At 58.6% G+C, this 21,334-nt stretch carries 14 protein-coding genes; 8 read left to right on the forward strand and 6 right to left on the reverse strand.

What is annotated here, in order from left to right; all coding sequences use genetic code 11:
- Positions 1–76: 76 nt before the first annotated feature.
- From topA to ACMXYJ_RS11440, 3 genes are all read left to right on the forward strand, one after another.
- A complete protein-coding gene (gene topA, locus ACMXYJ_RS11430) occupies positions 77–2,710 on the forward strand; it encodes a type I DNA topoisomerase (RefSeq protein WP_415759893.1) in 2,634 nt (877 codons plus the stop codon).
- Between the two features lie 141 nt (positions 2,711–2,851).
- Positions 2,852–3,376: a DUF6586 family protein gene (locus ACMXYJ_RS11435; protein ID WP_415759894.1), complete on the forward strand. Its 525-nt coding sequence runs from the start codon at positions 2,852–2,854 to the stop codon at positions 3,374–3,376.
- 154 nt (positions 3,377–3,530) lie between these two features.
- A complete protein-coding gene (locus ACMXYJ_RS11440; protein WP_415760712.1) occupies positions 3,531–3,764 on the forward strand; it encodes a hypothetical protein in 234 nt (77 codons plus the stop codon).
- A 94-nt stretch (positions 3,765–3,858) separates the two neighbouring features.
- Here ACMXYJ_RS11440 and sulA read toward each other — a convergent pair whose 3' ends face one another.
- Both sulA and lexA read right to left on the reverse strand, forming a co-directional pair.
- A complete protein-coding gene (gene sulA / locus ACMXYJ_RS11445) occupies positions 3,859–4,332 on the reverse strand; it encodes an SOS-induced cell division inhibitor SulA (protein WP_415759895.1) in 474 nt (157 codons plus the stop codon).
- Between the two features lie 10 nt (positions 4,333–4,342).
- On the reverse strand, positions 4,343–4,951 hold the full coding sequence (gene lexA, locus ACMXYJ_RS11450; protein WP_007933171.1) for a transcriptional repressor LexA: 609 nt from the start codon (positions 4,949–4,951) through the stop codon (positions 4,343–4,345).
- 229 nt (positions 4,952–5,180) lie between these two features.
- On the opposite strand from lexA, the gene ACMXYJ_RS11455 reads away from it, so the two are divergent.
- From ACMXYJ_RS11455 to ACMXYJ_RS11470, 4 genes are all read left to right on the forward strand, one after another.
- Complete coding sequence (locus tag ACMXYJ_RS11455) at positions 5,181–5,888, forward strand: TetR/AcrR family transcriptional regulator (RefSeq protein WP_033061916.1); 708 nt, start codon at positions 5,181–5,183, stop codon at positions 5,886–5,888.
- A gap of 170 nt (positions 5,889–6,058) precedes the next feature.
- The gene (gene nagZ, locus ACMXYJ_RS11460) at positions 6,059–7,057 is read left to right on the forward strand and encodes a beta-N-acetylhexosaminidase (protein ID WP_415760713.1); all 999 of its coding nucleotides are present in this window, start codon (positions 6,059–6,061) and stop codon (positions 7,055–7,057) included.
- 12 nt (positions 7,058–7,069) lie between these two features.
- Positions 7,070–7,807 (forward strand): S-methyl-5'-thioinosine phosphorylase, encoded by a 738-nt coding sequence (locus ACMXYJ_RS11465; protein ID WP_415759896.1) that lies wholly within the window; start codon positions 7,070–7,072, stop codon positions 7,805–7,807.
- Between the two features lie 45 nt (positions 7,808–7,852).
- Entirely contained in the window at positions 7,853–11,158 is a 3,306-nt protein-coding gene (locus ACMXYJ_RS11470; protein ID WP_415759897.1) for an SNF2-related protein, read from the forward strand.
- A 45-nt stretch (positions 11,159–11,203) separates the two neighbouring features.
- Here ACMXYJ_RS11470 and ACMXYJ_RS11475 read toward each other — a convergent pair whose 3' ends face one another.
- From ACMXYJ_RS11475 to mfd, 3 genes are read right to left on the reverse strand one after another with little or no spacing between them, the layout of a single operon-like run.
- Complete coding sequence (locus tag ACMXYJ_RS11475) at positions 11,204–13,894, reverse strand: DEAD/DEAH box helicase (RefSeq protein ID WP_415759898.1); 2,691 nt, start codon at positions 13,892–13,894, stop codon at positions 11,204–11,206.
- An 11-nt stretch (positions 13,895–13,905) separates the two neighbouring features.
- The gene (locus tag ACMXYJ_RS11480; protein ID WP_415759899.1) at positions 13,906–14,484 is read right to left on the reverse strand and encodes a CsiV family protein; all 579 of its coding nucleotides are present in this window, start codon (positions 14,482–14,484) and stop codon (positions 13,906–13,908) included.
- A 10-nt stretch (positions 14,485–14,494) separates the two neighbouring features.
- Positions 14,495–17,944 (reverse strand): transcription-repair coupling factor, encoded by a 3,450-nt coding sequence (mfd, locus tag ACMXYJ_RS11485; RefSeq protein WP_415759901.1) that lies wholly within the window; start codon positions 17,942–17,944, stop codon positions 14,495–14,497.
- A gap of 362 nt (positions 17,945–18,306) precedes the next feature.
- On the opposite strand from mfd, the gene ACMXYJ_RS11490 reads away from it, so the two are divergent.
- Positions 18,307–19,770, forward strand: coding sequence for a glyceraldehyde-3-phosphate dehydrogenase (locus ACMXYJ_RS11490; protein WP_095052060.1), 1,464 nt, complete (start codon positions 18,307–18,309; stop codon positions 19,768–19,770).
- A 182-nt stretch (positions 19,771–19,952) separates the two neighbouring features.
- On the opposite strand, the gene ACMXYJ_RS11495 is transcribed toward ACMXYJ_RS11490, so the two are convergent.
- Positions 19,953–21,251: an MFS transporter gene (locus tag ACMXYJ_RS11495; protein WP_415759902.1), complete on the reverse strand. Its 1,299-nt coding sequence runs from the start codon at positions 21,249–21,251 to the stop codon at positions 19,953–19,955.
- Between the last annotated feature and the right edge of the window lie 83 nt (positions 21,252–21,334).

Here is a 21,334-nt window from a genome sequence, read left to right on the forward strand (position 1 = left end):
GTAGCCACTATATATAGCGGTGCCGCGTCAGGCGCCAACCGCCTTTCACTTCTAGAATTCAGGAATTTTCTGATCCATGGGCAAATCGCTGGTCATTGTGGAATCCCCGGCTAAGGCCAAGACCATCAACAAGTATCTGGGTAACCAATACGTGGTGAAGTCGAGTATCGGCCATATCCGAGACCTGCCCACCAGCGGTTCGGCTAGCGCCAGCAAAGAGCCAGCCGCCAAGCGCGGCAAGGCCGCTGCGGGTGAAGGTCCGGTGCTCACGCCAAAAGAGAAGGCGCGCAAGCAGCTGGTCTCGCGCATGGGTGTCGATCCCGATCATGGCTGGAAAGCCAAGTACGAGATCCTCCCCGGCAAGGAAAAGGTCATCGAAGAGCTGCGCCGGCTCGCCAAAGATGCTGACACCATCTATCTCGCAACCGACTTGGATCGCGAGGGGGAAGCCATTGCCTGGCACCTGCGCGAAGCCATCGGTGGTGATGACAGCCGCTACAAGCGCGTGGTGTTCAACGAAATCACCAAGAAAGCGATCCAGGAAGCCTTCTCCAAACCGGGCGAGCTGGACATCGACCGTGTAAACGCCCAACAGGCGCGTCGTTTCCTCGACCGCGTGGTGGGTTACATGGTTTCGCCACTGCTGTGGGCCAAGGTCGCCCGTGGCCTGTCCGCCGGTCGCGTGCAATCGGTTGCGGTGAAGCTGGTCGTCGAGCGTGAGCGTGAAATCCGCGCGTTCAACCCGGAAGAGTACTGGGAAGTTCACGCCGACCTCGGCACCGCCAAGGGCGCAACCGTGCGCTTTGACGTGGCTCGCGAGAAAGGCGAAGCCTTCAAGCCGCTCAACGAAGCCCAGGCCATGGCCGCGCTGGAGAAGCTCAAGGCTTCCAGCTACAGCATCGTCAAGCGCGAAGACAAGCCGACCAGCAGCAAGCCGTCGGCCCCGTTCATCACGTCCACTCTGCAACAGGCTGCGAGCAACCGCCTGGGCTTCGGCGTGAAGAAAACCATGATGATGGCCCAGCGTCTGTACGAAGCCGGCTACATCACTTACATGCGTACCGATTCCACCAATCTCTCGGTCGATGCCGTGACGATGGCGCGTACTTATATTGAAGGCGAGTTCGGCAAGAACTACCTGCCGGAAACCCCAAATGTCTACAGCAGCAAGGAAGGCGCACAAGAGGCTCACGAAGCGATTCGTCCCTCCGATGCCAATACCGAGCCAAGCAAACTGTCGGGCATGGAGCGCGATGCAGAGCGGCTCTACGAGCTGATCTGGCGCCAGTTCCTCGCTTGCCAGATGCTGCCGGCCCAATACCTGTCGACCACTGTCACCGTCGGTGCCGGTGACTTCGAGTTGCGCGCCAAAGGCCGCATCCTGAAGTTCGACGGTTACACCCGCGTCATGCCGCAAATTGCCAAGCCTGGCGATGACGACGTGTTGCCGGACATGGCTCAGGGCGACGCGATGAAGCTGATCAAGCTTGATCCGACCCAGCACTTCACCAAGCCGCCGGCGCGTTACTCGGAAGCGAGCCTGGTTAAAGAAATGGAAAAGCGCGGCATCGGTCGTCCTTCGACCTACGCGGCGATCATTTCGACCATCCAGGATCGTGGCTACGTAGCGCTGCATAACCGTCGTTTCTACTCGGAAAAGATGGGCGACATCGTTACCGAGCGTCTGGCCGAGAGCTTCTCCAATCTCATGGACTACGGCTTCACCGCCGGCATGGAAGAGAACCTCGATGACGTGGCTCAGGGTGAGCGCGACTGGAAGAACGTGCTCGACGAGTTCTACGGTGACTTCAAGAAGAAACTCGAAGTAGCCGAAAGCGCCGAAGGTGGCATGCGCGCCAACCAGCCGGTGATGACTGACATTCCGTGCGTGTTGTGCGGTCGTCCGATGCAGATTCGTACCGCATCGACTGGCGTATTCCTCGGTTGCTCGGGCTACAGCCTGCCGCCGAAAGAACGCTGCAAGGCCACCGTCAACCTGGTGCCGGGCGACGAAATCGCGGCGGACGACGAGGGTGAATCGGAATCGCTGGTGCTGCGTGGCAAGCACCGCTGCCCGATTTGCAGCACGGCGATGGACGCTTACCTGCTGGATGAGAAGCGCAAGCTGCACATCTGCGGTAACAACCCGGATTGCTCTGGCTACGAAATCGAGGAAGGCACTTATCGCATCAAAGGCTACGAAGGTCCGAGCCTGGAATGCGACAAGTGCGGCAGCGAGATGCAACTCAAGACCGGCCGTTTCGGCAAGTTCTTCGGTTGCACCAATGCGACGTGCAAGAACACCCGAAAACTGTTGAAAAGCGGTGACGCGGCGCCGCCGAAGATGGATCCGGTGAAGATGCCTGAGCTGAAATGCGAAAAGGTCAACGATACCTACATCCTGCGCGACGGTGCTTCCGGCCTGTTCCTGGCGGCCAGCCAATTCCCGAAAAACCGCGAGACGCGTGCTCCGCTGGTCATGGAAATTGTGCCGCACAAGGATGAGATCGATCCGAAGTACCACTTCCTCTGCGAAGCGCCGAAGAAAGATCCGGACGGCCTGCCTGCTGTGATCCGTTACAGCCGTAAAACCAAAGAACAGTACGTACAGACTGAAGTCGACGGTAAGCCGACTGGCTGGAAGGCGTACTACGACGGCGGCAAGTGGACAGTTGAAGACAAGCGCCCGGCGAAGACTGCCAAGGCTTAAAAGGCGCTGTACACAAAAGGCCGCATGACAACTCTCGGGTTTTCATGCGGCCTTTTTGTTTTGTGCTTGCGGTGAACTCGGGTGATCCACGACACTGTCTGACCTGCGTGAAGCAATTATTTCGTTGTGGAGGCTGCCGTCATGGCCCACGAACTCTATACCCGTACCAACCAGAAGATTTACTTCGCCGGCCTGTCGCTGGAAGCGCTCGCCAGAGCCGAAGAGGGGCGGGCGATGAACTCCCTGGCGCTGATCCAGGCCGGACGCGAGTCGGCCCTGTTTCACCTGTATGGTGCGTTGCTGGGGCTGTGCCATGAAATCGCCGGTTTCTATCGCTTGCCTCAGGCCAATGCGCCTCGGGCCGAGTTGCTGCTGACTCGCGAAGTGCTTGAAGCCATCGCGATTCCGGAAATGGCCGAGATGGTCGAGTTGGCCAGTAATTCGGAAACCTGGCTGGCCAAACTGCTGGCAGCCCATGCTGCACTGTTTCAGCCGCCACGGGCGCCGCACAAGCCTAAGGGTGACGTGACGCAGCCGCTGATCCTGGCCGTTAACCTGGATGAAGAAGAGGCTCCTCAAGAGCTGAGCCGGGAAGAGCTGGAGAGCTGGCGTCAGAACCTCAAGGGGCTGGCGATTCGGTTTCGCGAAGGCCTGAACGAGTGCTGAAGGATTGAGCTGAACAATGGATGGCCCGGTGGGTTGTCCGTTCAGGGATGAGAACTGTCGAACCTTTCTCTTTGTAAAGGCATCTGGTCAAGATCCCGAGCGAAGCCTGACCGATGCCTATATAATCCCCGCCTTTCGTGGAGAACAGACCTTTATGCCAACGTCCTTTCTAGAAATTGTCGAGTTACCAGACGGCCGTATTGAGCTGCGCAGGGCTGAGGACGAGGGTTCTCTGGTTACTTTGGATTTCTCCAAGGATGCCAAAGCGTTCCTGCAGGGCCAGCACGTGGAAGTCGCCAAGGCGATGTTGAGCGTCGGCGTTCAGATGGCCGGACGCTTGGTTGAAGGCGATTTCAATACGGACGAGGGGGCTCGGGTTCTTCATTGATCCCGCCCGTCGGTTTTTTGCCGATATCGCTCCAGGTTGGCTTCTCTATCCTTGGAGGGGCCCCGCGCTGTTCAACGCGCGCTTTGTTTGTCAGTTAACCCAATCGAATATTCAGGCTTTGTGCGTCCCCTATCCGGGCGGCGCTGATCAACTGTTGTCGTGAAGTTGTGCTCAATGGGTTGAGCCAGCTGACCACCGTGTGGCTACGGCCCAGGCGCAAGGCCTCGCAGGTCAACTGCTGAGCGCTCTGAGCGCCGCGCGGTTGCAGCAGCAGGATGCGTTCGCGGTTAAGGCCGGCGTCCCGCAACCAGGCCTGGGTCAGGCTGGCGGGCGGAGCAATCAGCGTCAGCCAGCGCGCGTCCTGGTCCTGACTCAGTTCCCTGAGTATCGGCGCAAGAAGGTTCAGGCAGTTTCCGGCTGCACCACGCAGCGACAGCTCACTGAAGACTTCGGGCTCGGCGCTCCAGGGGGACTCGACCACGTCTTTCAGGATCGGCGCCAATGGCTGCACCATGAAAGCCTCGAACAACGGCAGTTGGGCTTGCTGTGATGTGTGTGGGAACTGCATAAAGCCTCCTTTAGCGGCGAATGACGCCGACACTCAAGCCTTCGATCACCAGTTCCTGATCTTTCAGGTTCACTTCGATAGGGGCGAATTCAGGGTTCTCGGCAATCAACCAGACTTTGCTGCCATCTCGCTTGAAGCGCTTGACGGTCACTTCGTCGCCGATCCGCGCCACTACAATCTGGCCGTTGCGGGCTTCGCGGGTGGTATGCACTGCCAACAGGTCGCCATCGAAAATGCCCACGTCTTTCATGCTCATGCCATGAACCCGCAGTAGATAGTCGGCGCGAGGATGGAAGAATGACGGGTTGATGTTGCAGGACTCTTCGATGTGCTGTTGGGCGAGGATCGGAGCACCGGCAGCCACTCGGCCAATGATCGGCAGGGTGGATTCGTCGGCCTTGGCTTCGAAGCCGGGAATGCGGATGCCACGGGAAGCGCCAGGCGTCATCTCGATCGCACCCTTTCGGGCCAGCGCCTTAAGGTGTTCTTCCGCCGCATTGGGCGACTTGAAACCCAGTTCCTGAGCGATTTCCGCGCGGGTGGGTGGGTAGCCGTTGTCTTCGAGGCAGCGTTTGATGAAGGCCAGAATCTCTGCTTGGCGTGGCGTCAGCTTTAGCATATTGATCGCTCTGTCTTTTTATACAGTGACTGGGATTATATACAGTGAAACTGTCTTGGCAATGCCCCTTTTTTTGCCGGCCGCCAGACGGTCGATAAGCCTGCTGATTCACGCTTGCGAGTTGTATGGTTAAATAGCTGACTGACCATTCCCAAAACGAACCGTCAGGCTTGACAAGGCCTGGGCTGAAACGTATGTTTCAAACAAGTGTTTGTCAGGCGGAGTAGCCATGGCCCAGTCGGAAACCGTTGAACGCATTCTTGATGCTGCCGAGCAATTGTTCGCGGAAAAAGGTTTTGCTGAAACCTCATTGCGTCTGATCACCAGCAAGGCCGGTGTCAATCTGGCGGCGGTGAACTATCACTTCGGTTCGAAGAAGGCGCTGATCCAGGCGGTTTTCTCGCGCTTTCTCGGGCCGTTCTGCTTAAGCCTTGATAAAGAGCTGGAGCGGCGTCAAGCCAAGCCGGAGAACAAGCCGACGCTTGAAGAGTTGCTGGAAATCCTCGTCGAACAAGCCTTGGTGGTGCAACCACGCAGCGGCAACGATCTGTCGATTTTCATGCGGTTGCTGGGTCTGGCTTTCAGTCAGAGCCAAGGGCACTTGCGGCGTTATCTGGAAGACATGTACGGCAAGGTATTCCGCCGCTACATGATGTTGGTCAACGAAGCTGCACCGCGTATTCCGCCGATTGAGCTGTTCTGGCGCGTGCACTTCATGCTCGGCGCCGCCGCGTTCAGCATGTCCGGTATCAAGGCCCTGCGTGCCATTGCTGAGACCGACTTTGGCGTCAACACCTCCATTGAGCAAGTCATGCGTCTGATGGTGCCGTTCCTGGCAGCGGGCATGCGCGCCGAAACCGGTGTGACCGACGCAGCCATGGCCACCGCGCAGTTGCGTCCGCGCAGCAAATCAACCCCGGTTGCCGCCAAGGTTTAACCGCGCACGGGTGGGCGCGGCAGCTGACATCCGCTAAGCTAGCCGCCCATGCCGACTCTCGTTCTGAACCCGCTCCCCATTTGTATCGCCGACCTGCCGGGCATTGCCCATGGCGGCGATTTCGTGCGAGTCGTGTTTATCGTTATCAAGGAATCTCTATGACTGCTGGCCTGCAAGGCTCGTTGATGGTGGACGTCACCGGTACCTGGCTGACGGCTGAAGATCGCCAATTGTTGCGCCAACCCGAAGTGGGTGGCCTGATCATTTTCGCCCGCAACATCGAACACCCCCGCCAGGTGCGCGAGTTGAGCGCCTCAATCCGCGCCATTCGCCCCGATCTGCTGTTGGCAGTCGACCAGGAAGGCGGCCGGGTTCAGCGTTTGCGTCAGGGCTTTGTACGACTGCCGGCCATGCGCGCCATCGCTGACAACCCGAATGCCGAGTACCTGGCCGAGCAGTGCGGCTGGATCATGGCGACTGAAGTGCTGGCCGTCGGCCTCGACCTGAGTTTCGCTCCGGTGCTGGACCTCGACTTCCAGCGCAGTGCCGTGGTCGGCACCCGTTCATTTGAAGGTGATCCCGAGCGTGCAGCGTTGCTGGCGGGAGCCTTCATTCGCGGCATGAACAGCGCCGGCATGGCTGCCACTGGCAAGCACTTTCCCGGTCATGGCTGGGCCGAGGCCGATTCCCACGTTGCGATCCCTGTTGATGAGCGCAGTCTCGACGAAATCCGCGCCAATGACCTGGTGCCGTTCTCCCGACTGAGCAAGCAATTGGCTGCGGTCATGCCGGCCCACGTTATCTATCCACAAGTCGATGCCCAGCCTGCCGGCTTCTCCCGCCGCTGGTTGCAGGACATCCTGCGTGGCGAACTGCAATTCGACGGCGTGATCTTCAGCGATGACCTGTCCATGGCCGGCGCCCATGTAGTCGGCGATGCTGCCAGCCGTATTGAGGCGGCGCTGACTGCCGGTTGCGACATGGGCTTGGTGTGTAACGATCGCGCGGCCGCTGAGTTGGCCCTGAGCGCCGCCCAGCGTCTGAAGGTCAAGCCGTCCGAGCGCATTGCGCGGATGCGTGGCCAGTCGTACGCCAGCACTGAATACCGTCAAGACCCGCGCTGGCTGACAGCCGTGGGCGCGCTCAAAGATGCTCAACTGATTGATTGAGGACTTTTCGTTATGACGGTTTACGCGATTATCGGCGGCACCGGCCTGACTCAACTCGAAGGCCTGAGCATTCGTCAGTCACTGGCGGTGGACACGCCGTACGGCGCGCCTTCGGCTGAAGTGCAGATCGGCGAGTACGCCGGCAAGGAAGTGCTGTTTCTTGCGCGCCACGGTCATCCTCACCGTTTCCCGCCGCATCAGGTGAACTACCGCGCCAACCTCTGGGCGCTGAAACAGGCTGGCGCCGAAGCGATTCTCGCGGTCAACGCCGTGGGTGGGATTCATGCCGTGATGGACGCCGGATATTTCTGTGTCCCGGATCAATTGATCGACTACACCAGTGGTCGCGAACACACCTATTTCGCCGATAATCTCGAACAAGTTACCCACATCGATTTCAGCTATCCCTACAGCGAAGCCCTGCGTCAGCAGCTAATCGCGGCATTGGCGGCTGAAGGCGTTGGTTTTGCCAGTCAAGGTGTGTACGCCTGCACCCAGGGGCCACGGCTGGAAACTGTCGCTGAAATCGCGAGACTGGAGCGCGACGGATGCGACATCGTCGGCATGACCGGAATGCCGGAAGCGGCATTGGCTCGTGAGCTGGAACTGGATTACGCCTGTCTGGCGCTGGTAGTAAACCCGGCAGCGGGCAAGTCGACGGCAGTGATTACGATGGCCGAGATCGAGCAAGCGTTACATGACGGGATGGGCAAGGTGAAGTCGACGTTGGCTCGGGTGCTTAAAGGCTGAGTCTTGATTCCGGCAAACTACAGTCACTTTCAGAAGCGTAGATTTATGCTGGCAATTATTGAACAACTTCATGAGCTGCCGTGGGCGGAAAAGTTCAGTCATCGCGCTCTGGATAAGGCTCGCAGATACGCTGTAGAAAACCGGGTACAAATCCGCGAAATCGAGGACGCTCTCGTTCTTGCAATCTGCAAAGGTTCCCAAGGAAATATCTACGAACAAGCCATTGAACTCATTGAAGACGCTAATGGTGATTTTGAGCTGGTTTGCTCTTGTTCGTGTCCAGTGGTGTTCAATTGCAAACACTGCGCAACCGTGCTTTTTAACCTGCAAGAACTCCCCGTGGACTCGTTCAAAAGCACTGCCTCAGTCCAAATGAATCGCGAGTTGGAGCGCTGGCTCAATGATATTCCTCTCGACGCTCCGGAGCGCGAAGGAGCTGCGCAGGGCACCGGCACGTGCTGGGTCTACAAACTCAAAGCAACGTCCACTGCAGGCAAGTGGTTGCTGGAAATTTACAAGGCTCGTCAGCTCAAGGATGGCCGCCTGCAGGACATCAAATCGGTGTACTCGCCGTCAGACGCACTGATGCGAGAGCCTGGCTATCTGTTGGAACTTGATCTGCGAATCGCAAGATTGCTGGTCGCCGTCCACTCCCAACATTCGTTTTACAGCGGCTATCCTCTTCAAGGCAGCACTGGTGCCGAAGTTCTTCAATTGGCATTGAAAACCTCACGCCTGTATCTCGACCTCGAACAACTGCAACCGCTGGTACCTGGAAAAAGCAGGTCTGCGCAGTTTGCCTGGACCGAGCAAGCCAGCGGCAGCTTCCGTCCTCAATGGCGTAGTGAGGAAGCGCCTGAAGAAACGTTTCTTGCGCTGGAGCCTTTGTACTACCTGGATCGCGAACGGATGGAAGTAGGGCCGCTGCTAAGCGAGCTGGACGAAAAACTGGCCTGCCATTTGTCGTTGGTCCCTGACATTCCCGCACGTCAGGCGATGCAGTTCAGCCATCGGATGAGTGCTGCAACTCGAGTCGTGCCTCCACCGCATGCATTGACCGAGCGGATCGTCGATGACGTCGAACCCCAAGCCTTCCTGACGCTTGCAAGCACCAACCGTTACAGGAGCTGGAAGTACGAACCCGAGCATCGTGCGGCATTGGCGTTTACCTACAACGGCCATATGGCGGCGGACAAAAAATCCTCAGAAATACTGATGCTGTCCGGCACCGAAACCCAGCGCATTCAACGCAAACCAGTGGCTGAAAAAGCCTTGCGCCAAGCCTTGCTGAAACATGGCTTCAAAAAGGCCACCCGTAAAAGTGATGCATTACCCGATAGTGCAGGCGAAATGTTCGATTTGCCGGACGACTCGGCTTGGCTGGCTTTTGTGCAATCCGGGGTCCCGGCGCTCAAAGAGGCAAATTGGCAGATCCGTATCAACGAGGGCTTTCATTTCAATTTGCAGCCCATAGATGAATGGTATGCCGATGTCGAGGAGCCTCCGGGGCGCGAGTGGTTCGATCTGCAGTTGGGTATCGTGGTCAATGGCGAGCGCCACAGTTTGTTACCCATCCTGCTGCAATTGTTGCGTAGACAGCCGCAACTGTTGAACCCGGCAGAGCTGGCCATGCGTGACGACGACGATCACGTGCTGATCGATCTCAATAGTGGGCAATTGGGTGCCAAGCCAGGCATAAAAATTGCGCTGTCCCTGAGGCGGATCAAGCCATTAATGGCAACGCTCGGCGAGTTGTATTTGGGGGTGAGCAACAGTGCCTCGTTACGCTTGAGCGCCCCGGATGCAGCGCGATTGAGTGAGTTGGAGGGGTTGCCGCTGGTGTGGCAGGGCGGAGAGCGTTTGCGCAGTTTCGCCAAACGCCTGCGTGAGTCGACTCATAGGCGCGTTGCTGTTCCGGAAGGTCTCAATGCCACATTGCGGCCTTATCAGCATGAAGGTCTGAACTGGATGCAGACCCTTCGTGAGCTTGAGGTCGGCGGTATCCTTGGCGACGACATGGGTCTGGGCAAGACCCTGCAAACACTGGCTCATTTGTTAGTGGAGAAGCAGGCCGGCCGACTCGATCTTCCGGCTCTCGCGGTGATGCCGACCAGCCTCATTCCTAATTGGCTCGACGAAGCTGCACGCTTCACCCCGCAGCTGAAAGTCTTGGCGCTGCATGGCGCCACTCGGCAAAAGGACTTCGTCAACCTTGCCGAATACGATTTGGTGCTGACCACGTATGCGTTGTTGCCGCGTGATCTTGCGGTTTTGCAGCCGCAGGTCTGGAGCGTTCTGATTCTCGATGAAGCGCAGAACATCAAAAATCCGCTCAGCAAAGCCGCTCAGGCTGCCCGTGATCTGGAGGCTCGGCAGCGTTTGTGCCTGTCCGGCACGCCGTTGGAAAATCACCTCGGCGAGCTATGGTCACTGTTTCACTTCCTGTTACCCGGCTGGCTTGGCGACAGTAAAACCTTCAATCGCGACTACCGCACCCCGATCGAAAAACACGGCAATAGCGAACGGATGCAGCACCTGACAGCCCGGATAAAACCCTTTCTGCTACGCCGCAAGAAAGAACAGGTCGCCACCGAGTTGCCGTTAAAAACCGAGATCGTGCATTGGATCGAACTCAGCGATGGGCAGCAGGATGTTTATGAAACCGTGCGCGTGGCGATGGACAAGAAGGTGCGTGACGAAATTGCCCGCAGCGGCGTTGCGCGTAGCCAGATCATCATCCTCGACGCTTTGCTGAAGTTGCGTCAGGTGTGCTGCGATCTGCGGCTGGTCAAAATGTCTCTGACGGCGAAAGCGCTTCGTGCGGGCAGCGGCAAGTTGATCGGCTTGATGGAGATGCTGGAGGAGTTACTCAGTGAAGGACGCAAGATTTTGCTGTTTTCGCAGTTCACTTCGATGCTTGCATTGATTGAGGAAGAATTGCTGCATCGTGGTGTTGGCTATGCGTTATTGACTGGTGAAACGACCGATCGGCGCACACCAGTCAAAGACTTCCAGAGCGGCAAGGTACCGTTGTTCCTGATCAGTCTGAAGGCGGGTGGCACGGGGCTTAATCTGACCGCGGCCGACACGGTGATTCACTTCGATCCGTGGTGGAATCCTGCTGTTGAAAATCAGGCCACCGATCGTGCTTACAGGATCGGTCAGGACAAGCCGGTGTTCGTTTACAAGATGATTGCCCGGGGCACGGTGGAGGAGAAAATACAGGCTCTGCAACAGGAGAAGGCGGCGTTGGCCGGGGCTGTACTTGAAGGTGGGACGACTGGGGGGTGGAAGCTTGAGCAGAGCGACATTGAAGCGCTGTTTGCGCCGTTGCCTGATCCCAGGTCCTGACAAAGCGTGACTGCAGTGGCGACCCCATCGGGGGCGCCGACTATCTCAGCGCTTTTCCAACTTGTCCGGCAGCGGCGCAAACAACGCTTCAATATCATCACTCTGCAACTTCCAGTCCCCGGTCTTGCGCCCATCCAGCACGCCTGCCGCCAAGTCGGATTTTTCCTTCTGCAGATGCTGAATCTTCTCTTCCACCGTGCCCCTGGCAATCATCTTGTAGACGAACACCGGTTTCTCCTGACCAATGCGATACGCCCGATCAGTCGCCTGATTTTCCGTCGCCGGATTCCACCACGGATCGTAGTGAATCACCGTGTCGGCTTCGGTCAGGTTCAGGCCGACGCCACCTGCCTTCAGACTGATCAGAAAGATCTGACGCTTGCCGCTCTGGAAGTCTTTTACCGGGGCGCGTCGGTCGCGGGTCTGCCCGGTCAGCAGCGCATAATCGACTCCGCGCTTTTTCAGCTCGTCTTCAATCAACGACAGCATCGAAGTGAACTGCGAGAACAACAGAATCCGCCGGCCTTCATCGAACAATTCCTCAAGCATTTCCATCAGGCTGTCGAGCTTGCCCGACGTGCTGCCACGAGTGGGCAGGGTGGCATCGTTGACCAGGCGCAAATCGCAGCAGACCTGACGCAGCTTCAGCAGCGCCTCAAGAATGATGATCTGGCTGCGCGCCACGCCCTTGCGAGTGATCTCGTCGCGGACCTTCTTGTCCATCGCCAAGCGCATCGTTTCGTATACGTCGCGCTGGGCTTCGTTGAGCTCGACCCAATGGATGATTTCGGTTTTCGGCGGCAGCTCGGTCGCCACTTGTTCCTTGGTTCGACGCAGCAGGAACGGTTTTATCCGGCCGTTGAGGTGCTGAAGTCGTACTTCGCTGGCGCGCTTTTCGATTGGCACGCGGTAATCGCGATTGAAGCTTTTTACATCACCCAGCCAGCCGGGCAGCAGGAAGTGAAACAGCGACCACAGTTCACCCAGGTGGTTTTCCAGCGGTGTGCCGCTCAGGCATAGACGTTGACGGGCATTCAACTCGCGGGCAGCGTGAGCGGCCTTGCTGTTGGGGTTCTTGATGTACTGCGCCTCGTCCAGAACCAGTACGTGCAAAGGCTGCGCGGAGAGACGTTCGACGTCCTTGGGCAGCAGCGCATAGGTGGTCAGGATCAGGTCGTAATCGGCCAGCGTGTCGAAATGCTTTTTGCGGCTGGCACCGTACAGTGCCAACACTTTGAGTTGCGGTGTGAAGTGCGCCGCTTCATCCAGCCAGTTGGGGATCAGGCTGGTGGGCATCACCACCATGCACGGCCGATCGAGGCGTCCGGCGTTCTTCTCACTGAGAATGTGCGCCAGGGTTTGTAGGGTTTTGCCCAGACCCATGTCGTCCGCGAGAATCCCGCCGACTTCCAATTGTCGCAACGACTGCATCCAGCTCAAGCCTTCCAGCTGATAGGGGCGCAAGGTCGCGTTCAAGCCTTCCGGTGCGGTCGCGGTGAAGTCCTTGATGTCCCGCAGCCGCTGGGCAAAGGTGCGAATTTGCTCGCCGCCCTCCCAAAGCAACGGCAGGTCTTCCAGCGGATTCAGGCGCGTGGCATCGGCCTTGCTCAGGCGCAGCGTCGTTTCGCCGGGTCCTTGCAGGTAGAACTCGCCGAGGGTCGCCAGTACCGGTTTCAATCGGCCGAAGGGCAGGGCGACTTGCAGCGGGCCGTACTCGGAGTTCGGGCGATTGGGAATGTTCACCAGGATCAACTCGTCGTCGCGACGTCGGGCGAGGCGTTCCGGGTTGAGGATCTCGGTGTGAGAACGCATCAGGTTCAACAGGATCGGCAGCAGACTCAGCCGCTCGCCATTGACGATGATTCCCAATTCCAGATCGAACCAGTCTCGCTCCGGTGCCTGTTCGACGGTGGCGTACCAATCGTCCACGGCAGTCAGGTCGAAACCGAAGTCTTCGTCGATCTGCAACTCCCAGCCCTGAGTGCGCAGCTTCGGCAGTTCATTGAGGGTGAAGGTCAGCCAGGCACTGTCGTTGACCATCTCGAACAGTTCGCCGGCGCTTTCCGGCAAAGCCTTGCTTTGCCGGGTGGCAACTTTGAAACCGAGGATTCGTAGCTGTTCCCTGTAGGTCTGTTCGACTTCCGGGTGGCGTTTTATCCGTAACGTTTGCGTTTCCTGACGAATCAGGATGTCGGCGTTCTTCTGCCCGGAAACGTATTCATCCAGATAGCCGAATGACAACGCGGCGCGATGCTGAATATAACGCTGCATCTTGCCGTTGCGCGGTTCGAAGGCGCTGAACTCGATGCTCGCCAGCCACAAGCGCGGCACCGGTTGCACGTTATCCACCAGCACTTGCGGCGCCTTCGGGCTACGGTTTTCCAGTACGGCTTGAAGTTTCTCGAGTAGCTCGGCGTCTTGCGCGGCGGCTGGGTAGGCCAGGGTTTCCTGCACTTTCAATAGCACCGCTGCGCAGTGTTTGCAGTTGCTGTGGACCGGGCAGGTGCAGGTGGCGTCAATCATCAGCAACGTGGCTTTGGCTGACTCGCGCAGGCGAATGGTCTGACGGTAAACGTTACCGCCAGAGCCCTCGCAGGCGGCAATGATCGTGGCGTCGCCAGCCTCGACAATCCTGACGCGGTTCTCCAAAGCGTAGCGGCGGCCACGCTCCAGGCTCTGTTCCTTGAATCGGCTGACCCAGGAAGGTGCCAGGGGTTTGCTCAGGGTCGGGGGCATAAGGACTTCAATCAGTCCGGAATTTCATCGGGGACTGGCCGAGGCGCAGGGGAAGTCAGCGAGGTGATCTTGATCAGCAGGCCGAGATGGCCGTTGTCGAGGAAGTTCAGCTGGCCGTTCTTGGTGTGGCTTTCCTGTTTCATGCGTTCGCTGGCGGTCACCATGCCGTTGGCGTCAATCTGGTTGACCCAGAAGTCGGCGTCGACGTCGGTGAAGCGTCCCAGTTTCATGCTCAGCGTGCCCTCGATCGGGAACTGGCCGAACTGTTCTTTGCCCTCGCTGATCGCAACTTTGCTGGCTTCGTCGCCAAGGTTCTGTTGCCAGGCCTTGTGCAGCAACACCGTGTATTCATTGCTGGCGGTGAGTTTTTCCACTTCAGCATTGAGGCTCGGTGTGCGCAGGCTGTCGGGGCTGACGGGCTGAGCTCCAGCCGCCCAGTCTTCCGGCGCGGCGCGGCTGACGATAGCGGGCACGGCGTTTTGGCGGACCAGAATCATTTCTATCTGATACAAGTCATCGGCAAATGCCGTAGGAGTGACCAACGCTGTTAATAACATTGTCAACGAGGTCAGTAAGCGAAACAGGCGCATGCGGCGTCCTTCAAGCAGTTTTCGGAATGAGGTGCTCAAACAGCGCCTCTACAGTATTAAAGCGCTCTTCCGGGCGCTCCATCGGCACCTGGAATTTAAACATCGTGGCGCCTTCGAATTTGTAGCGTTTGGGCTGGCTCTGGATCAGTTTGATCAGCGTCAGCGGGTCGACCGGTGTTTGCGTCGCGAATTCGATTCGGCCACCTTGCGGGCCGCCGTCGACTTTCTTGATGCCCAGTAGCTCGGCCTGCAATTTCAGCGCGGTGATGCGCATCAGGTTCTTGGTCGGTTCCGGCAGCAGGCCGAAACGATCGATCATCTCCACCTGCAAGTCCTTGAGACCTTCCTCGTCGGCGGCCGAGGCGATGCGTTTGTAGAGAATCAGTCGGGCATGCACGTCCGGTAGGTAGTCCTCGGGAATCAACGCCGGTACTCGCAGATTGACTTCCGGACCACCGCCGAGCGGTTGATCGAGGTTCGGTTGTTCGCCCTTGCGGATCGACTTCACCGCACGCTCAAGCATCTCCATGTACAGCGTAAAGCCGACGGCCTGGATCTGCCCGCTCTGCCCGTCGCCGAGCAATTCGCCGGCGCCACGGATTTCCAGGTCGTTGGTGGCAAGCACGAAGCCCGCGCCGAGGTCCTGTGTATTGGCGATTGCTTCGAGCCGCTTTTCCGCGTCAGGCGTGATTTGCTGACGAGGCGGTGTCAGCAGGTAAGCATACGCCTGGTGGTGGCTGCGACCGACACGGCCGCGCAACTGGTGCAACTGCGCCAGGCCGAACTTGTCGGCGCGCTCGATGATAATGGTGTTGGCGCTCGGCACGTCAATGCCGGTCTCGATGATGGTCGAGGCGATCAGCACGTTGAAGCGCTTGTGGTAGAAGTCGCTCATCACTTGTTCGAGATCGCGTTCGCGCATCTGCCCGTGGCCGATGCCGATCCGTGCTTCCGGCACCAGTTCGGCGAGGTCGGCGGCGCATTTCTCGATGGTCTTCACGTCGTTGTGCAGGTAGTAGACCTGACCGCCACGCAACAGCTCACGGAGCAAGGCCTCTTTGACCGTGCTCTTGTTCTGCTCCATGACGAACGTCCGTACCGACAGGCGACGGGCCGGCGGCGTGGCGATGATCGACAGGTCGCGCATGCCGGAGACCGCCATGTTCAGCGTGCGCGGAATCGGCGTGGCGGTCAGGGTGAGGATGTCGACTTCACTGCGCAGGGCCTTGAGCTGTTCCTTCTGACGGACACCGAAACGGTGCTCTTCGTCGATGATCACCAGCCCCAGGTTTTTGATTTTGACGTCGTCCTGCAGCAGCTTGTGCGTGCCGATGACGATGTCGATCTTGCCTTCGGCCAAGTCCGCGACCGCGGCGTTGACTTCCTTGGTCGACTTAAAGCGACTCATCACTTCCACGCTCACCGGCCAGTCGGCGAAGCGGTCGCGGAAGCTGTTGTAATGCTGCTGGGCGAGCAGGGTGGTCGGCACCAGAATTGCTACCTGACGACCGCCATGCACCGCGATGAACGCTGCACGCATCGCCACTTCGGTCTTGCCGAAACCGACGTCGCCGCAGACCAGACGGTCCATCGGTTTCGGCGCGAGCATGTCGGCGCGTACGGCTTCGATGGTGGTTTGCTGGTCCGGGGTTTCTTCGAACGGGAAGCCCGCGCTGAAGGTTGCGTAATCGGCTTTCGGGTCGGCGAACGCATAACCTTCGCGAGCGGCGCGGCGGGCATAGATGTCGAGCAACTCGGCGGCCACGTCGCGCACCTGTTCGGCGGCTTTGCGTTTGGCTTTCTGCCAGGTCTCGGAGCCGAGACGGTGCAGTGGGGCCAGGGCATCGTCGCTGCCGGTATAACGGGCGATCAAATGCAGGTTGGCCACCGGCACGTAAAGCTTGGCGTTTTCGGCGTATTCGAGGGTCAGGAATTCGGCGGCCTGACTATCTATTTCCAGAATTGTCAGCCCGAGATAGCGACCGACACCGTGATCGATGTGCACCACCGGCGCGCCTTCGCGCAGCTCGGTGAGGTTTTTGATCACTGCATCGTTGTTGGCGTCGGCGCGTTTCTCGCGACGACGGCGCTGCATCACGCGCTGACCGAACAGCGGGCTTTCGGCGACCAGGGCCAAGGCCGGATCGTCGAGTACCAATCCTTCGTCGAGCGGCGCGATGGTGATCGCCAGACGCTCTTTGCTTGCGACAAAGTCCGGCCAGCTGTCGACGGTTTTCGGTCGCAGCTTCAGGCGTTCCAGCAATTCCAGCAACACTTCTCGACGGCCCGCGGACTCGGCGGTAAACAGCACGCGACCGGGAAACTCGTCGAGGAAACCCGCCAGCGCCGCCAACGGTTGGGTGGCTTTGGCTTCGATGGCCAGGTTTGGCAGCTCCCGAGCGGGGAAGCGCTCGCGACCGACGCCGGTTTCCACGTCCTGTTGACTGGCGACCACGCGCGGCCAGTTCTTCAACCGAGCGAAGCAATCCTCCACTGGCAGGAACAGTTCAGCCGGCGGTAATAAAGGACGGGCCGGATCGACGCGACGCTCTTCATAGCGATTGCGCACGTCGTTCCAGAAGTTTTCCGCCGCCTGCTCGATGCCGGGCAGGGAAAACACTTGCGTGTCCTGCGGCAGGTAATCGAACAGCGTGGAGGTTTCATCGAAGAACAGCGGCAGGTAGTACTCGATGCCGGCCGGTGTAATCCCGCTGCTCAAATCCTGAAAGATCGGGCAGCGACGAAAATCCACATCGAAACGCTCACGGAAGCGCGCCTTGAAGCGGGTGACCGCATCCTTTTGCAGCGGAAACTCTCTCGCTGGCAGGAGGCGAACCGTTTCAACCTTGTCGATGGAGCGCTGGTTTTCCGGATCGAAGGTGCGAAGGGTCTCGATTTCGTCGTCGAACAGGTCAATTCGGAAAGGCAGTTTGCTGCCCATCGGGAACAGGTCGATCAACGAGCCGCGCACGGTGAATTCGCCATGCTCGTAGACGGTATCGACGTAGCGATAGCCGCTGGCCTCAAGCCGCGTGCGCATTTGCTCGACATCGAGCTTCTGGCCGATGTCCAGCACCAGGCTGCTGCCGAGCAGGAATTTGGTCGGTGCCAGGCGATGCAGGGCCGTCGTGATCGGCACGACCAGAACGCCATGACTCAGCTCCGGCAATCGATACAACGCGGAGATCCGCTGGGAAATAATGTCCTGGTGCGGCGAAAACAGATCGTAGGGCAGGGTTTCCCAGTCCGGGAAATGCAGCACCGGCAAATCCGGGGCGAAGAAACTCAGCTCCTGTTCCAGCCGTTCGGCACTTTGGCTGTCGGCGGTCAGTAGCAGGGTGAAGCGCTTGGCAGCGCTGGCGGCCTCGGCAATGGCCAGGCTCAGGGCGGCACCGGGCAGGTTGCCCCAGTGCTGTTTACCTGCCGCGGCAGGGAGAAGCGGTAGACGCAGAACGGGCACGGAAGGTTGAGCTCCAAGCGTTGCGACAAAGTCGGTAATTGTAGCGGTCCCGGGTGCCGCCTGTCAGTTGCAGATGTGTCTATTACGCAGGTTGGGCGAAATGTAGTGGTAAAGACAAAATCGGCTCGTTTTTTAGTAAAAAAGACTGAATATGTAGTGGCAAAACGACTGAGTGTTACGGAGGGTTACAGACAAGACAGCGGTGTCTCCCAAAAAATGACTGCGCTGCAGGCCACGGTTTTATTGGGCTTGAGCCGTGCGTCATTTTTTTGAAGCGGATTTTGTTACTGACCGCGCGACAGGCGCGCATTGCTACGAGAGGCACTCGGCGGCATAATGTAGCCCCTTTTTTCTGCCCCTACATGTGGAAGGTTCCCGTGACTCAGAAGCCCGACCAGTGTCTTGGTGAATGGATCGACCGTGAAGCACTCGCAGAAGCGATGATTCCGCTTATCGGTCAGCTCTACCGCAATAACAACGTGGTGAGCTCGATCTATGGCCGCAGTCTGATCAACCAGTCTGTCATCGCGATTCTCAAAGCTCACCGCTTTGCTCGCCATCGCCAGTCCGATGACAGCGAATTGTCCGTCCACGAAACATTCCCGCTGCTCAAGGCAATGAGCGAGCTCAAGCTCGGCGCTGCTTCGGTAGACCTGGGCAAGCTGGCAGTCAAATTCAAGGCTGAAGGCAATGGCCGTACCGCCGAAGCGTTCGTCCGTGACGAACTGGCCGATGTGGTCGGCAAGCAGAATGGTTCCGGCCGTACCGGCACCGACGTTGTCCTGTATGGCTTCGGCCGTATCGGTCGTCTGCTGGCGCGCATCCTGATCGAGAAAACCGGTGGTGGCGACGGCCTGCGTCTGCGCGCCATCGTTGTCCGCAAGGGCGCCGAGAACGATCTGGTCAAGCGTGCCAGCCTGCTGCGTCGCGACTCGGTGCACGGTTCGTTCAATGGCACCATCACCATTGATGAAGCCAACAACACCATCACCGCCAACGGCAACCTGATCCAGGTTATCTACGCGAAGAACCCGACTGAAGTGGACTACACCCAGTACGGCATCAAAAATGCGCTGCTGGTGGACAACACCGGTGTATGGCGTGATGCCGACGGCTTGGGCCAGCACCTGGCCTGCCCGGGTATCGACCGCGTTGTTCTGACCGCGCCTGGTAAAGGCAAGCTGAAGAACATCGTTCACGGTATCAACCACGGTGAAATCACTGCTGATGACAAGATCGTGTCCGCCGCTTCCTGCACCACCAACGCCATCGTGCCGGTGCTGAAAGCTGTGAATGACAAGTTCGGCATCATCAACGGTCACGTCGAAACTGTTCACTCGTACACCAACGACCAGAACCTGATCGACAACTTCCACAAGGGTGATCGCCGTGGCCGTAGCGCCGCGCTGAACATGGTAATCACCGAGACTGGTGCTGCCACCGCTGCTGCGAAGGCGCTGCCTGAGCTGGCCGGCAAGCTGACCGGTAACGCGATCCGTGTTCCGACGCCGAACGTGTCGATGGCCATTCTCAACCTGAACCTTGAGAAAGCCGCCACCCGTGAAGAGATGAACGAGTACCTGCGCTACATGGCGCTGCACTCCGATCTGCATAAGCAAATCGACTACGTCAATTCGCAGGAAGTGGTTTCCACCGACTTCGTTGGCTCGCGCCACGCAGGCGTTGTGGATGCTGAAGCGACCATCGTTCAAGACAACCGCGTTGTTCTGTACGTCTGGTACGACAACGAGTTCGGTTACAGCTGTCAGGTAGTCCGCGTGATGGAAGACATGGCTGGTGTAAACCCGCCAGCGTTCCCGCGCTAAGCCTTAGCCGCACATGAAAACGCCCCGACTTTGGTCGGGGCGTTTTTGTTTGTGGGGTTTGTCAGTTATAGGTGTGTTGTTTGTATTGGCCTCATCGCGAGCAGGCTCACTCCCACATTTAACCGCGTCCGCCTGGACAACTCGATCAATGTGGGAGCGAGCTTGCTCGCGATGGCGGTCGATCAGGCTCCGCCGACCACAGCGGCTTGCGCAGTCCGCAATTCATGCCGATTGCCACGGAACAACACGAGGGTTGCGATTAACCCCAACACCGCCGCTCCACTGAGCCATATCCCTGGCGCAGCCTTGTTGTCCAGCACATGAATCAGGTACGTACACGCCGCCGGCGTAAACCCGCCGAAGGTTGCTGTCGCCAGGCTGTAGGCCAAAGAGAATCCAGTCGTACGAACTTCCACCGGCATTATCTCGGTCAGGGCCACGACCATGGCGCCGTTATACGAGCCATACAGGAACGACAGCCACAACTCGACGATCAGCAAGTGGCTGAAGCTCGGGTTCGCTACCAGCCATGACAGGGCAGGGTAGGCGGTGAGGATCGCCAGAATTGTCGCCGCCAGCAGCAAGGGTTTGCGTCCGATCCTGTCGGACACAGCACCCATGACCGGCAGCCAGAAGAAGTTCGACAGACCAATGCATACCGTCACCAGCAGCGCGTCCAGGTCCGACAAATGCAGTTCGGCTTTGCCGAAGGTCGGGGTGTAAGCGGTGATCAGATAGAACGACACCGTGGTCACCACCACCAACGCCATGCCGGCGAGGACGATGCCGAAGTTCTGACCAATCGAGCGGACGATGTCTTGCAGGGTAGGGCGGTGCTTACGCGCCTGGAATTCCGGGGTTTCTTCCAGCGAGCGTCGAATCACGAAGATCACCGGCACGATCATGCAGCCGATCAGAAACGGCACACGCCAGCCCCAATCACCCATTTGTTCCGGGCTGAGCCAGTGGTTCAAACCCACGCCGAGCAGGCCGGCGAATACGACCGCCGCTTGCTGACTGGCGGACTGCCAACTGACAAAGAAGCCTTTGCGGCCCGGGGTGGAAATCTCGGCGAGGTAGACCGACACGCCGCCCAGTTCCACGCCGGCCGAGAAACCTTGCAGCAGGCGACCGAACAGCACGATCAGCGGCGCCGCAACGCCCAGCGTGGCGTAACCCGGCACGCAGGCAATCAGGACCGTGCCGGCGGCCATCATTGCGAGGGTGATGATCAGGCCTTTGCGCCGACCGTGACGGTCGATATAGGCACCGAGGAAAATCGCCCCCAATGGGCGCATCAGGAAGCCGGCACCGAAGGTGGCCAAAGACAGCATCAGGGAAGCGAAAGCACTGTCGGCAGGGAAGAAAGTCTTGGCAATGGCCGTGGCGTAAAAGCCATAGACCATAAAGTCGAACATCTCGAGGAAATTACCGCTGACAACGCGAAAAATCGCTTTGCCTTTGCTCGTATTGGAAGACATTTTCAGGTACTCACGCTGGTAAATCTTGTTTGAAGCTGACGGGCACTGGCAGACCTCGCTCCCATGCGCTCTGAGGCCCATAA

It is taken from the genome of Pseudomonas arabinosi (genome assembly GCF_047758675.1).
Taxonomy (GTDB): Bacteria; Pseudomonadota; Gammaproteobacteria; order Pseudomonadales; family Pseudomonadaceae; genus Aquipseudomonas; species Aquipseudomonas arabinosi.